This window comes from Embleya sp. NPDC059237, assembly GCF_042754105.1.
GTDB lineage: Bacteria > Actinomycetota > Actinomycetes > Streptomycetales > Streptomycetaceae > Embleya.
In genome coordinates this window covers 26,490-39,183 of record NZ_JBHZAE010000034.1, presented here as the reverse complement: position 1 = coordinate 39,183, position 12,694 = coordinate 26,490, and the positions used below count along the sequence as shown (strand labels likewise).

General features: G+C 72.0%; 14 protein-coding genes. 6 read left to right on the top strand and 8 right to left on the bottom strand.

Going from position 1 to position 12,694, the window contains the following annotated elements; translation table 11 throughout:
* Nucleotides 1-751: 751 nt before the first annotated feature.
* Nucleotides 752-2,089: a hypothetical protein gene (locus tag ACFXKZ_RS50580; protein WP_380014702.1), complete on the bottom strand. Its 1,338-nt coding sequence runs from the start codon at nt 2,087-2,089 to the stop codon at nt 752-754.
* A 242-nt stretch (nt 2,090-2,331) separates the two neighbouring features.
* On the opposite strand from ACFXKZ_RS50580, the gene ACFXKZ_RS50575 reads away from it, so the two are divergent.
* Nucleotides 2,332-2,964, top strand: coding sequence for a DUF6368 family protein (locus ACFXKZ_RS50575; protein ID WP_380014699.1), 633 nt, complete (start codon nt 2,332-2,334; stop codon nt 2,962-2,964).
* A 111-nt stretch (nt 2,965-3,075) separates the two neighbouring features.
* Here the strand turns inward: ACFXKZ_RS50575 and ACFXKZ_RS50570 are convergent, their stop codons facing one another.
* From ACFXKZ_RS50570 to ACFXKZ_RS50560, 3 genes are all read right to left on the bottom strand, one after another.
* Nucleotides 3,076-3,735, bottom strand: coding sequence for a hypothetical protein (locus tag ACFXKZ_RS50570; protein WP_380014696.1), 660 nt, complete (start codon nt 3,733-3,735; stop codon nt 3,076-3,078).
* A gap of 345 nt (nt 3,736-4,080) precedes the next feature.
* On the bottom strand, nt 4,081-4,305 hold the full coding sequence (locus ACFXKZ_RS50565) for a hypothetical protein (protein WP_380014693.1): 225 nt from the start codon (nt 4,303-4,305) through the stop codon (nt 4,081-4,083).
* A 1,001-nt stretch (nt 4,306-5,306) separates the two neighbouring features.
* Nucleotides 5,307-5,438 carry a hypothetical protein gene (locus ACFXKZ_RS50560; protein ID WP_380014690.1) on the bottom strand — a complete coding sequence of 44 codons (132 nt, stop codon included), beginning with the start codon at nt 5,436-5,438 and terminating at the stop codon, nt 5,307-5,309.
* A 235-nt stretch (nt 5,439-5,673) separates the two neighbouring features.
* On the opposite strand from ACFXKZ_RS50560, the gene ACFXKZ_RS50555 reads away from it, so the two are divergent.
* From ACFXKZ_RS50555 to ACFXKZ_RS50540, 4 genes are all read left to right on the top strand, one after another.
* On the top strand, nt 5,674-6,606 hold the full coding sequence (locus tag ACFXKZ_RS50555; protein WP_380014687.1) for a hypothetical protein: 933 nt from the start codon (nt 5,674-5,676) through the stop codon (nt 6,604-6,606).
* A gap of 55 nt (nt 6,607-6,661) precedes the next feature.
* On the top strand, nt 6,662-7,135 hold the full coding sequence (locus tag ACFXKZ_RS50550) for a hypothetical protein (RefSeq protein ID WP_380014684.1): 474 nt from the start codon (nt 6,662-6,664) through the stop codon (nt 7,133-7,135).
* Nucleotides 7,136-7,319: 184 nt separating this feature from the next.
* The gene (locus tag ACFXKZ_RS50545; protein ID WP_380014681.1) at nt 7,320-7,649 is read left to right on the top strand and encodes a hypothetical protein; all 330 of its coding nucleotides are present in this window, start codon (nt 7,320-7,322) and stop codon (nt 7,647-7,649) included.
* 226 nt (nt 7,650-7,875) lie between these two features.
* Complete coding sequence (locus tag ACFXKZ_RS50540) at nt 7,876-8,541, top strand: DUF4190 domain-containing protein (RefSeq protein WP_380014678.1); 666 nt, start codon at nt 7,876-7,878, stop codon at nt 8,539-8,541.
* Nucleotides 8,542-9,028: 487 nt separating this feature from the next.
* Here the strand turns inward: ACFXKZ_RS50540 and ACFXKZ_RS50535 are convergent, their stop codons facing one another.
* From ACFXKZ_RS50535 to ACFXKZ_RS50525, 3 genes are all read right to left on the bottom strand, one after another.
* Nucleotides 9,029-10,057 (bottom strand): hypothetical protein, encoded by a 1,029-nt coding sequence (locus ACFXKZ_RS50535; protein WP_380014675.1) that lies wholly within the window; start codon nt 10,055-10,057, stop codon nt 9,029-9,031.
* 220 nt (nt 10,058-10,277) lie between these two features.
* Entirely contained in the window at nt 10,278-10,886 is a 609-nt protein-coding gene (locus ACFXKZ_RS50530; protein ID WP_380014672.1) for a DUF6461 domain-containing protein, read from the bottom strand.
* Nucleotides 10,887-11,080: 194 nt separating this feature from the next.
* A complete protein-coding gene (locus tag ACFXKZ_RS50525) occupies nt 11,081-11,713 on the bottom strand; it encodes a hypothetical protein (RefSeq protein WP_380014669.1) in 633 nt (210 codons plus the stop codon).
* Between the two features lie 186 nt (nt 11,714-11,899).
* Here ACFXKZ_RS50525 and ACFXKZ_RS50520 point away from each other — a divergent pair, with 186 nt between their 5' ends.
* Nucleotides 11,900-12,127, top strand: coding sequence for a hypothetical protein (locus ACFXKZ_RS50520; RefSeq protein WP_380014666.1), 228 nt, complete (start codon nt 11,900-11,902; stop codon nt 12,125-12,127).
* Between the two features lie 170 nt (nt 12,128-12,297).
* Here the strand turns inward: ACFXKZ_RS50520 and ACFXKZ_RS50515 are convergent, their stop codons facing one another.
* The gene (locus tag ACFXKZ_RS50515) at nt 12,298-12,681 is read right to left on the bottom strand and encodes a hypothetical protein (protein ID WP_380014663.1); all 384 of its coding nucleotides are present in this window, start codon (nt 12,679-12,681) and stop codon (nt 12,298-12,300) included.
* Nucleotides 12,682-12,694 lie beyond the last annotated feature (13 nt).

Below are 12,694 nucleotides of genomic sequence, written 5' to 3'. Positions count from 1 at the left end.
CCTGATGCGACGCCTGTCCGCGTTGCCCGAGATGTCCCGGCGGTTGAGGCATCAATGGAGGAGGGCTCTCGAAGGGACCGAGGTCGAGCATGAAAACCGGTCCGGGAACCCGAGGAAGCCACCCTCGTGACAACGCAAGCCTGAACGTGCGAGCGACATCCGACGGCGGAACCGGGCACCGAGGTGGCGACCGTTGTCCAAGGTGCGCTGCTGCGTTGTGAGAGCACTGCCCCCGGCGGCTACGAGGATGCCGCAACGGCGGCGCTTCCTTCCGACGGCGACCGGCACCCCGTTACACCGGGACCCGTGACGCGGTCCCGGTGGCAGCCCCGTGTCCGGTGCACACGGCCGGTCGAAGTTGCCCGAGACGGCGAACTCCCACGACGTTGTGTCACCCCCGTCCCGACACAACCCGCGCCGACGGAACGTGGATCCTCCACCCACGGCAGGGATCCGCTTGCTCGTCCGTTCGACCGCGGCATCACCGCGCCCGGAAGGCAACAGCCCCGGGCGGTCGATGTGTGGCCGTGCCGGCGACGCGCGGCCGAAGCGGGACAAGGCTCCGGCGGATGCTCGTCCACGAGTCCGACGGTGCGCAATCCCCGCATCCCACCACCCCGGACGCGGACTCGGACCGCGTCCGGCACCCGTTCCCGAGTCGGGACTCGCCCCGGCTGCGCCGCACGGCACCTCGACACGCGAACACCCAGGCCCCGGGCCCGGAGTATCGTCCGCGGTGGGCTCCTGCGGTTCACGGTGACGCGGGTTCGACCACGGGCGCGCCCCACGGATCGTTTGGCGGCGACACGATGCGGGGCTTCGGCAGCCGGTGCATCGCGATCGCGTCCTCGACGCGCCCCTGTGCGATCAACATGCGGGCCAGGTGCACGCGGCCGAAGCCGGTTTCGACGGCGTATTCCCACAGCGCGGCGATCGCCTCCTCGACTCTGCCCTCCGAGTCCAACAGTTGGGCCAACTGCTCGATGCCATGCCGCTCGTCGTCCTGCTCGATCCGGGCGACGACCTCGGCGATCGCCTCCTCCCCACGCCTGGCCTCGGACAACAACCACGGCCGCAGACTCCTCGCGTGCTCCGCGACGTGTGGATTGCGCTCCGCCGCTGCGGCCAGCAGGTCCAGCGCTGCGGCCGCGCCGCCGCCGGTGACCAGGACGTCCAGGAACTCGTACAGCAGGCATCCGCAGTCCGCACCGTCCAACGCCGGGCGGACCGCCTCCACCGCCTCGCCCGGGCGACCGAGGCGCGCGAGCAGCAACGCCAACGAACCCGCCGCGTAGGGCATTCGTTCCCGGGCGGCGCGGCGCCGCACCTCGATCGCCTCGTCGACGCGGCCCGACTCCTCCAACCGCTGCGCCAGGGACGAGAAGGCCCAGCGGGCGTGCGGGCCGGCGGTGAGCAGCCGCAGTTCGTCCAGGCGGTCGTGCCGGGCCAGGACCGCGGTCAACTCCTCGACGTCGTTGACCTGCGTGTGCGACGGGTCGTCGATCCGCGCGCGCAGCACCTCCACGGCCTCGTCCACCCGACCGCCCCGCTCGAACACCCGGGCGAGCATGATCGCCCGATTCCACGGCCCGCCCCCACCACAGACGCGGCGCAACAGGTCGATCACGCGGGCATCACGCCCACGACCCTCGGAGACCTCGACCAGCGCCTCGAGGTGGTACCAGTCGCACAGGCGCGGGCGCAGCGCCTCGATCGCCTCGTCGATACGGTCGTCGTCGGCCAGGAGCTCGGCGAGGGTGTTCCAGGCGTCGTGTTGGCCGCCCTCGGCGTGGGCGCGCACCATCGCGATCGCCTCCCGGCCGTGCCCGAGGGCGCGCAGGACCGGGGCGGCCTCCCGGACGGCCGACCACCGACCGGTCGCCACGAACGGCGCGATCACCTTCCATGCCGCCTCGGGTTCGTCGCGCGCCAGGAAGTGCTCGACCGCGCCGCGGGCGCACTCCCACTCCCCTTGGCGCGCCGCCTCGACGACCGCGTTCACGTGTCCGCGCTCGAGCAGGAAGGTGACGGTGTTCGGTGGCACCCGGTCGAAGAAGTCCTGGTGCGGGTGGGGGAGTTCGATGTCCATCCGCCGCACCGTAGGGGCCGGTGCCGACAATCGATCCCGCGCGTGCGCGCCGCAGCCGGCGGCCGGACGGGACCCGACGGCGCGGGCGGGCTGGACGGCGCCCCGCCCGCCGGAGTGTGGACGATCCCGGGGCGGGGGTGTGGTGGAGGGTGAGGGTCGGTCCGGGGCCTCACGGGCTTGGTGTGCCCGGCGGACGACGCCCGCCCCCGGCTGCGAGAACCCGATCAGTCCAGGCTTCCGGCATGCCTGGTCCGACGTCGGTGATCGAGTTGGCGGAGCCGCTCTCCCCGGCTGCGCTGCGGGAGTTCCGTGCGTTGATGGTGGGGCTTTCGTCGCATTTCGCCGAGAAGCGGCGCGGGGTTTTCGATGTCAACGTGCCCGCGGAGCGCCTGGGTGTCGAGGGCGGGAGGGAGGAGGGCCGGCGAAAGTCGTTCCCGCTTCCGCTCCTCGGCAACGCCTCCGCGGATCAGGAGCTCACGGCCGTGGTGGGCTGCGATCCGCAGCGGGAGGACCGGTGTCGGCCCTTCCTGGTCTACGTGATGGGGCCGGGTGTCGGCGACGAGAGCATCTTCGAGGCCGAGCACGCGGACGAGCCGGAGGTGGAGGCCATCCTCGGCTTCGGGTCGACCCATGCCGTCAATGTCAGCGCCGGCTGCAATCGCGGGATCGACCACGTGGCCACGGCCCTGCTGACCGCCGCTGTCATGGACGTCATCGGGGGCGTGGCCAAAGCCGAGATGCCGGACGGTCAGGCGCCGGTCGTCGCCGGCCTTCCGGGGGTGCTGGGGATCGCGGACGATGACCGGATGGCGCTGGGAACGGCGGAGTTCCTGCGGGCCTGGGTCGGGCATCCCGCCTTCCGGCTGGTCAAGTAGTCCCGACGGGTCCGCGGCGGAGGTGGTGCGGTGACCCGGAGGCCCGTGCGCCATGTTGCGTGATCATGCGGCGAGAGCGGGTCGGCCGCCCCGGCGGAGGCGGCCCACGGTTCAGCGCATCCCTCGCCGCTCGCGGTCCGCTGTCGCTGCCCAGCGGCGGATGTGTGGATCGGGGTGGGCCCGGGCGGATGCGAGTGTGTGTTCGCGTGGTTCGTGCAGGGACGGCGGGTACGCCGTGGGGGACGTGGGCAGGTTCGGCAGGACACGGTGGCGCATCCGCGGGTCGGTGGTGTCCGCGAACACCCGCATGGATGCCTCTAGCCACGCGGTCCGGGCTTCCTGTGCCTCGTCCGGGGCGGGCTCGCGTACCCCGCCGGGTCCGTAGGCCGGAGAGTGATCCGCGCGCAGGGGAACATGGGCCATGTACCAGGCCCGCACGGCACCGGCCCGCTCGGCATCCGTGCCATCCCGCAGGTAGTCGACCAGTGCCGCCATGACGCGGCGGCGCCCGAACGCGTAGACGGCCGGTTCGACGAACCAGCGGCAGAAGCTGGGGTCGGGGTCGTGGACGGCCGCCGCCATCAGCGGAGCGAACAATTCGTCGGGAAGGCTCGCGCGTTCGAGCAGGGGCTTGCGCACCGCGAGGGCGAGGCGACGGGCCTGATCGTTCGACGTCGTGGCGACGTCTGCGACGCCCAGCAGCCGAGCCACCTCCCTTACGCATGTCGGGAAGGAACGCGGTTTCGTGCAACTGTGCTCGTCTTCGGCCATGACCGCATTGTGGACCGGCCACGTCGGCAGGAGCGGCGCCGGTGTCCATCGATGTTCGCGCGAGGACATCCACTTGACCCCGGCCGCGATGTTGATGCGCCCCTGGGCGCACCGGACCCGAGGGTACGGAACCGCCGCAGGGGCCACGCCCCGGCGGCGGTTGCGGCTTGCGCCGGGTCACCGTCTGCCCCCGCCGCCTGGTCGAGGCGCTGCAGTCGGCGACTTCACCCCGTTCGCCGATGCGGTGCTGTACCCGACGGCGCGGGTGGCGCCGTGTCGGACGTCGATGCGCGACCGCAGGGGCCGGCAGTCGCGCCGGCCGGGTATGGAGCTTGCGCGGGTGTTCTACGGGGTCATGGGTCGGCCGTCGAGTTCGACGAGCCGGAGTTTTCCGGGCCGGTCTCCGTCGGGGAGTGTGACCAGCTCGTAGACCCAGGTGTGGTGTGCGGTGGTGACTGGGTTGAGCGAGCCGAGTTCGTCGGTGGTGTATGGGTTGGTCCGGCCGGCCATCGGGCCGTCGAGGAAGACTGCCGTGCAGATGTGGAATCGGGGTGTGGGCAGGCGCTCCACCTTGTCCAGGCCGTGACGGGCGGCGAGTTCGACGAGGTCTTCCTAGGTCGGCGCCGGGTCCACGAACACCGCGTCGTGTTCGGGCCGGGTCAACGCGTGACGGCCGTCCGCGCAGACGGGGGTTGCGCTGAGATCTCCGATGGGTGGGGGCATGGTCCATTCTCCCGCCCGACGTCGCGAACACGAAGCGAACCGGTGACGAGATTTCCCCCGCCCCTCGTACGGTTTGCGGTTCCTCGAAGGGCGGGTCCGGTGGGCGCCCACCGAACTCCGCATCCAGGTGTCGAACCCCTTTGAAGAGCAGGGGAAAAGACTCCTGTTCGTGTGTATCGCGGCCGTTGAGAAGGTGCCGCAGTCGATCGATGACGAGACCGGCGCGATCGAGCACTACGAGCGCCTGCGGGAGATGGCCGCGTCGGCGGTCGGAATCGGGGGCGGTGGAACGCCCGGCCGCGTACACCCGACCCGACCGACCAGCGGTCCGGGTCGTCCCCGCGCACCGCGCCCACCGCCCACGCCGGCTCGTCCCGACTCGCCGGCCGAGGCAACGCCTCGGCGTCTTCCGGGCCGGCCACATCCACCGCCCGTCCGAGACCTCGGCCGCGACTCGCTCGGCCGCCCATGCCACCGCCGCGGTGTCGTCGGTCGTCCCGGGCGAGGCGATGCCGCGCCACTCGCCAGGATCCGGTTTGCTCGATTCGCCACGGCGCCGACTTCCGCGACCCGCCATGGCCTTGGCACACGATCGTCGCCGGGACGTGGAGCGGCAGAGCCACGGGCCGGGCAATGGCGGCGCCGGACAATGACCGTCGGCCGGCGGGTGTCGCCGTCACCTGGCCACCTGTCGCAGAACCGGCCACCCCCGCCCGGCTCGAAGCCGGCCAGGACACCGTGATGCACGGATTCTCGAATCCCTCGGGATCGTTTCGACGGCGTGGTCCGGCCGTGGTCGGCGGCGGGCCGCGGCGTCGGTCGGCGCGGGCGTGCGTGGCGGGCGGGCGTCACACGCATGCGAGGTCGCGATCTCGCAGGCCTTCGGTGTGGATGCGGTAGACGCCTTCGTCGATGGCGTGGGAGTACTCGCGGACGACGTCGCGGGCGGCGGGGTGCCATCGGGTGCCGTCGGTCCACACGACGTTCTCCAGGACCTCACGCCTGCGCCCGTCCCCTGTGGCCTGCGCGTCCGCGTGGTCGGGGGCGCGTGAGAGTGTGGATTCGTCGGTGACGGACGGGAGTTCGGGGGAACGGATGCACAGTCGGGCGAGACGAGTGGGTGCGGCGGTGATCGCTCTGGCTTCGGTCGGGGCCGCGGCGGGGTGCTCGTCGGGGGGCGGGTCGGGCAGGCCGGCCGTGCCCAGCGCATCGGTCGTGGCACCGGTACCCGATCCTGCGGTGATCTCCGAGGCCGAGGCCCGAGCGGTCCTGGAGCGCTACGACACCGAGAACAACACGGCGAACGCGACACTCGACGGCGACCGCCTCGCCGGGGTCGAGGGCGGCGAACTGCTGGAGGGGTCACTGGCATCGTACCGCGCCGACCGGGCACGCCCGGACCGGGACCCGTACAAGCCGTTCACCCACCTCGACCCGCAGTTCTGGATACCCCGGGCGAGCGGCCATCCCCGCACGTTCGTCGCCCTCGCCGCCACCGGTGCCGACAGCGAGGACAAGGCCGTCGTCCACTTCGTCCAGGACACGCCCGGCGCGCCGTGGAAGGCCGTGTTCACCGCCCACGCCCGGGTGGGCGACCCACCGGCCACCGCGAGCCCCGAACGCCTGGCCCGCCCCACACTCGACGACGTCGCCCGCGACGCCTCCGGCTCCGCGCGCACCACGACCGCGGGCGACGCCGCGGCGGTGTGCGGGCGATACGCCGCCGCAATGTCGGTGCCCGCCGGCCCCGGCGCGGCCGAGGCCCGCCTCGCGCCGGGCAGTTACACCACCGACCTGCGCAAGCGGATCGAGGACGACGCCCACCGGGACGAGCGGATGTCGCAGACCACCACCGTCACCGCCCGCCCCGTCGTCCGGCAGACGTTCCGGACCGCCACCGGCGACCGCCTGGTCCCCTGCGTCCTGGACAAGACGATCGAGGCCAAGGCCCTGATACCCCAGGCACACCTGACCGCCACCGCCCCCACGACCATCGCGTTCCTGGGCCGGAGCGGGCCCTTCACCACCGTCAAGGAAACATTCCTCGCCTGCGTCCTGATCCGGGTCCCCGCCGCACCCGACGCACCGGCCACCGTCCTCACCGGCGGACTGGCCCAATCACACCCCCTCGACGCCACCGGAACCTAGACGCGAATACCGGCCGCCACGCTCGCGCCTCGGCCGAATCCGGAAGGACGACCTCGTGACGACGGACCCCGCCGGCTACGCCACCCCCTGGTATTTCGCCCCGGCCCCGGACCAACCGTGGGACCTCGCCGTCGAGCAGGTCATCGCCTCCCTCGAACAACGACCCGACGCCCGCTGGAGGGCCGGGGTGGGCTTTCGCGGAGAGTCTCTCCTCGAGGTGTGGTTCCCCATCGGACCGTGGCTGTTCCAGGGCTCCTACACCCCGCGTCCGCCGTCGCTGAGCATCCGCATCTGCGACGCCCGCGCCGCCGCCCAGGCGTGGACCACCTGGTTCCTTCCACAACTCCCCGCACACATCACGAGCGTCGTCTTCAACACCGAGGACGGAGTCGAGAACGGCTACGCCGACGTCGACTTCACCCTTTTGTGCCGTGACGGCCGCGACGTCGTCGTCGACACGCTCACCGACCACCTCCGGCACGTGTGGCGCGCCGGCGGCACATCCCCGCCGCCCCGCGCCGACGATTGAGCGCAGGGCACGACGGGTGAGCCGCCGCCGGCGGCGGCGCCCAGGAATACGTCCACCGAGCACCTCGACCGCGATTGTCCGCGGTCGTCCGCGACCGTCCGCGACCGTCCGCGACCCTCCCGGGCGCGCCGCGTGGCCCGTGAGGGTTCCCCACCTGCGCTCGCAGTGAGGCATGATCTCGAACATGGACGCATCGGAGCCGGGCCTGCTTTCGCGGCTGTGGGACGAGCACCTGCGCGCGTCGTTCCCACCCCATGTTCGCGGCCGGGAGTTCGAGCACGAAGGCAGACTGTTCGACATGGTGCTGCTGGACGCGGACATCGCCGGTTGTGTCTCCTCGTCGCTTTCGGGCCCCCTTGACGAGCAGAGGCAAGGACTCCTGCTCGTGTGTCTCGCGGCCGTCGAGAAGGTCCTGCCGTCGATCGATGACGAGGCCGGCGCGATCGAGTACTACGAGCGCTTGCGGGAGATGGCCGCTTTGGCGGTCGGAATCGGGCACGTCGATGCCCTGTAGTCGTCCGGTTGTGGGCGGTGGATCAGTCGAGAGCTTGCTGTTCGGCGTGGGTACGGGTGGCGGCGACAATCCTCGGGTGCCTTGGTGAACTTGAACCCCTTGACCCCGGTCACGGTGACCGTGGCATCGGCAACCGCCGCCCGGAGGCGGGAAATCCGCTGCGTTCGTCGGATCCGCGCCCTACAGTGCCAGGTTCCGCCGAACACTCACGCACAGGAGAAACCCCATGGGTACCCCGAGCAGCCCGCCCGACACCGAATGGCCGTTACCCCCGGCGGGTGACGTCGCGCCGAAACCGCCGTACAACCTGCTCGCCGTCCTCGCCCCCATCGTCGGGTTCTTCTGTTCGTTCCTGCCCGTCGGGCTGGCCCTGGGTGTCGTCGCCCTCCAACGCATCAAACACACCCGCGAACGCGGCCGGTGGCTCGCCTGGGTCGGCATCGTGATGAACTCCGCGCTGGTCGTGCTGTTCGTCGTCGTCCTGATCGTGACGGCCCTGCGCGACGACGACGAACCCGCCCGCGAGGCACCCGCCGCGATCCCCGGCAAGGGCGACTGCTTCGCTGCCGACGACCCCGCCGGCGCACCACCGACCCGTCTCGACGCCGTCCACACCGTCGCCTGCACGCGGGTCCACACCGGCGAGATCTACGCCGTGTTCACCCTCGACTCCCAGGCGCCCACCGTCGATGCCGAGTCCCTGAACGCCGTGGCCACCACCCGATGCGTCGCCCTGGCAAGCGAGTTCATCCCCTCCTCCGGCGTCGCTCCGCGACCCGGCGACGTACGCTTCCTCCTTCCCGATCCGCAGCAGTGGGCCGCGGGCGGGCACACGATCGCCTGTTACGCGCGGGACACCGGACTGCGTTTGACGCCCCCGTCCGAACGCTGAGTACGAGGCGACGTTCGGCGGGGCGTTGTGGCGTCGCCGTGCGTTCGTCGAGTTGGGCGATGGGTTCGCCGAACAACGTCGCCACGTCCCGAAACGGTGTGGTGCGACCCCGATGTGTCCGGCCGGCTGCGCCGGTCCGGGTCGGGACCGACGATGTGCGGAGCGATCCCGTCCGCGCGCACGTCCGGCGCCGGCGAGGTGCGGGTGCGGGGCCCGCCACAGGGCCACGCGCAGCGCCGTGTCGTCCGGCGTCGTGATGCGTTCGTCGTAAGGCATGACTCGCTCCGTTCGGTCGGCCGGCGCCGACAGGGTCCACTCCCGCTCGTCGGGGCCGCGGACGGTCGTCTCCCCGCTCCCGCGGTCGGTGTCCTCGAACGGGGAGAGCACATCGAGCCCGTCGGCGGGCCGGAACGCGGGCCGCCGTGGCCCCGATGACAACCTCGCTGCGGCGACGCTCCGGCTTCCTGGAGTGATTCGGGTGGTCGGGTCAGAACGGAAAGGCGTACGGGGCGGTTCGGACGCGGTCGTGGATCGCGCGCAACCATGGCAGGCGGACGGCGGGCAGGCCGACGAGGGTGCGCAGGAACAGGCGGCCGGAGGGGCGGAATCGACTCCACGGATGGCGCGGCAGCGGGTCGTCGCGGAGCACGCCCTCGGGCATGCCGCCACTCGCCGGAATCGGCGGACGGTCGCACTGGTGGCGGCGGTCGTGGCGGTCCTGGTGGAAGGCCAGGTACATCCACACCTCGGCGGCCAGGGGCACAGCGGCGACGGGGGCGAGCGACCGCCATGCCTCACCCGTCTGCGGGTGGCTGGGAACCAGGAGGATGTCGGCATCGTCGTCGTGATCGGGCAGGCCCGGGCCGGCCAGGACCAGGCGTTTCGCCGGCGGCCCCGGCGGCAGCAGGATGTCGAGCGAGCGGCCGAAGGTCTCGGTGAGCAGACCGTCGGGCACGGTCACGGGAGCGCCGGCCGATGCCGCCACCACGTGGGCCAGGGCCACTCCGACCGCCGCCTCCCACCGGGGGTTCCACCAACCCTGCGGCTCGATCGGCTCGGTGGCCGAGCGCTCGTTCGCCAACGTGGCCCAGTCGAGCGGCGGGGGTTCGCGGTCGTCGCCGGCGAGGATGCTTACGGCCTGCGGGTCGAATCGCACCTCCTGCCAGGCCCCACAGTCGTCGATCCGGGTGGCCACCGGCCGGCCGCACCCGGTGCAGGCCAGGTTCGGGCCGGCCCTGCCGTCCACTCCGTAGCAGGAGCCCTCGCATCGGTCCGGAATCAGGGCGGTGTTGCGGGCGTCGCCGGGTCTGACGACCACGGTTCCGGGCGTGCCGAAGCACACGGCGTGCGTGGGCGCGAACAGGCCCCGGGTCGCCGCTTGTGCCGGCCCCACCTCGTCCCACGGTCGCCAAGGCGGCCCGAAGGGTGCGGGGTCGATGGCGTAGGTCCCGGATTCCATGAGCGGGGGAAGCAGTTCGTGGCCGACATCGTGGCCGGCGTGGACGGGAAGTGCCACCCGCGACACGGGGGCTGACAACACCGTGTCGCACTCGGCGCACGCGAACCGGGCCATGCCTCCCCTTACTTCGGTCACGGGGATTGTCCCGGCTCGGTCGTCGACGGCCAACGGGTTTTTCGGTGGCGGTGGCGTTGTCGGCGGCCAAGGCGTTCGCGGCTCCTCGGTACGTTGCCAGCCGAGGGGGCCCAGCACCTGGTCGGGTCCCGGAAGTCGGGGTTCAGTACATCGCGGCGAGGAGTTCGCCGAACTCGACGTCCCGGCGGGGCAGTGTGATGCCGAACTCGGTGTGCATCATGCGGTGGGCGAGGCGTTGTCGTTCGTCGATGCCGAGGTCGGGTTGCGTTCCGTCGGGGAGCAGCAGGCCCGCGCGGGTCAGGTGGGGAACCAGTCGATCCGGGTCGGAACCCCAGCGGTCCTGGGGCCGGTCGAACCCGCACACCACGTCCCCGGCGTCCGCGTAGTGGAACATCGTGAGCGCGTTGATGTTCTCGAAGGTGCTCAGGGCCACCGTGCCGGCCGACACGGCGGCGAGGACGTCGTGGTGGGTGCCGCGGGTGCCGGCGTCCTCGACGGCGAAGGCCCACCCGTCGGCCTCGCCGGCCCGGATCACCCTCTCCCTGCCCGCGACCGCCCGAGGGCCTAACTCCTCGGCGACGTCCTCGATCCAGTGGTTCGCGTCGATCACGCTCTTGCGGGCCGCGCGCGTCACATCGCAGCCCATGCACTCCAGCAACTCCATCGCCGACAGCCCGCGCGCGAACGTCACGCAGTACCCGAACTCGACAAAATAGGAGTCCTGCAGCCACTCGACCGTGTCGCCACTCACGGCTCGACTCCTTCGAATATTTCGACCGTCGCGGGGACTCGGCAAGCTACCCGGGCGACCCGACACGCCCTCCCTCCTCCCGGCGGCCGGGGCGCACGATGTCCGCGGCCGGGAACGGCACGCCGTGTCGGGTGAATTCCCTTCCGCGCCCGGCCCGCCTCGGCCGGTATCCGCCGCAGGACTCCGCGTGCGCTTCAGGAGAAGCTGTTCCATTCGTCGGCGGGGATGCGGCTCTGCGTCGAGTCCGCGCATCGGGGTGCCCATTCCCGGGCGACGAGGACCGGCCGGGTCAGGACGCGGTCCCCGGCGCGTTGGACACGCATCACGACGCCGAGTTCGGGCGCGCACAGGTTCGCCTCCAGGGAGAACACCGCTGCGATGCCGTCCGCGACGAGACGGTCGAGCAACGCGTCCTCCAGGACGGACGGCACCCGACCCACCAGCGGGATCCCGCCGAAGTCCACCTGCGGACCGTTCCGCGCGTCGACGACGATCGCGGCCAGGCCGAACGCCCGGTCGTAGTACAGGTGCACCCCGGCCCCCGCGCCGTGGTGGACGGGCCACATGTCGGCCCGCGACACCCACCCGGTGCCGTCCCCCTGCGATCCGATGGTCTCCAGGACCCCGTCGACCGCGGCCGCCGCCCGCTCGTGCGTCATGCCGAACCTCAGCGGGCCCACCTGCTCGAACGGCGTGAACGACCACACCGCGCGCCGCGACTCCTCCACCACGTCCCACACACCCGCCACACCGAACCCCCGCCGCTCGTCCGTCGACCCCGCGGCGCGCGGCCGATGCGCGCCGGACGTGGGGGAGGCTACGGGCACGGGACGACAACCTGCCCGAAGCGCGGCGGCCCCACACCCACGAACCGCCCCGGCATCCACCTCCTCACCCGGCCGGTCTTCCACCCCGCACAGACACTCGGCGACCTCGTCCGGCCGGCTGCCGAGACGAACATGGGCGATCCACGACCGGGCGCGGCGGTGCGCCGTGTCCGCGAGAATCGACGGGTGATCCCCTACAGGCGCGGCAGCGTCGTCCCGGCGGTCGTGGACACCCACCCGCCGTACGGGGTGATGGTGCGTCTGCCCAACGGCGAACGCGCCCTCCTCGAGCGGCGATACCTCGAACCCGACCCGCAGGATCCGCACGGCCGGCCCGCGAAGGGCACACGTGCGGACGCCGTGGTCCGGGCTACCGGTCCAGGCGGGTGCCGATGGCTCCTGCGCCCATGGTGAGTGCCCTGCCCGAGCACCCCCGACCCGGCGGGATCAGCGCGACCGTCGAGCCGCACCTTCCGTAGACCTTCCCGCCGGGTCACCACCGACCACCGCGCCACGGCGCCGCGCCACCGCGCACATGGCTCGACCATGTCTGCCACGACCGGTGCGGAGGTCCGCCGGTGTTGTCACGAGGTCACGGGCCGGCCGTCGAGTTCGACGAGTCGGAGCTGTCCGGGCCGGTCCCCGTCGGGGAGTGCGACCAGCTCGTAGACCCCGGTGTGGGTGTGGCCTGCGGTGGCGAACGTATTGAGCGAGCCGAGCTCGTCGGTGGTGTAGGGGTTCGTTTGGCCGGCCGGCGGACCGTCGAGGTAGACCGCCGTACACAGGCGAAATCGGAATGGGGGCAGGCGCTCCACCTTGTCCAGGCCGTGACGGGCGGCGAGTTCGACGAGGTCCTCCTCGGTCGGCGCCGGGTCCACGAACACCGCGTCGAGTCCGGGCCCGGTCAACGCCTGACGGCCGTCCGCGCAGACGGGGGACGGGCCGAGATATCCGATGAGTTGGGGCATGGTCCATTCTCCC

Excerpts from the sequence above, each read along its gene's own strand:
- ACFXKZ_RS50570 (WP_380014696.1), bottom strand. The coding sequence starts at position 3,735 with ATGGCCGAAGACGAGCACAGTTGCACGAAACCGCGTTCCTTCCCGACA.
- ACFXKZ_RS50515 (WP_380014663.1), bottom strand. The coding sequence starts at position 12,681 with ATGCCCCAACTCATCGGATATCTCGGCCCGTCCCCCGTCTGCGCGGAC.
- ACFXKZ_RS50580 (WP_380014702.1), bottom strand. The coding sequence starts at position 2,089 with ATGGACATCGAACTCCCCCACCCGCACCAGGACTTCTTCGACCGGGTG.
- ACFXKZ_RS50545 (WP_380014681.1), top strand. The coding sequence starts at position 7,320 with ATGGACGCATCGGAGCCGGGCCTGCTTTCGCGGCTGTGGGACGAGCAC.
- ACFXKZ_RS50540 (WP_380014678.1), top strand. The coding sequence starts at position 7,876 with ATGGGTACCCCGAGCAGCCCGCCCGACACCGAATGGCCGTTACCCCCG.
- ACFXKZ_RS50575 (WP_380014699.1), top strand. The coding sequence starts at position 2,332 with ATGCCTGGTCCGACGTCGGTGATCGAGTTGGCGGAGCCGCTCTCCCCG.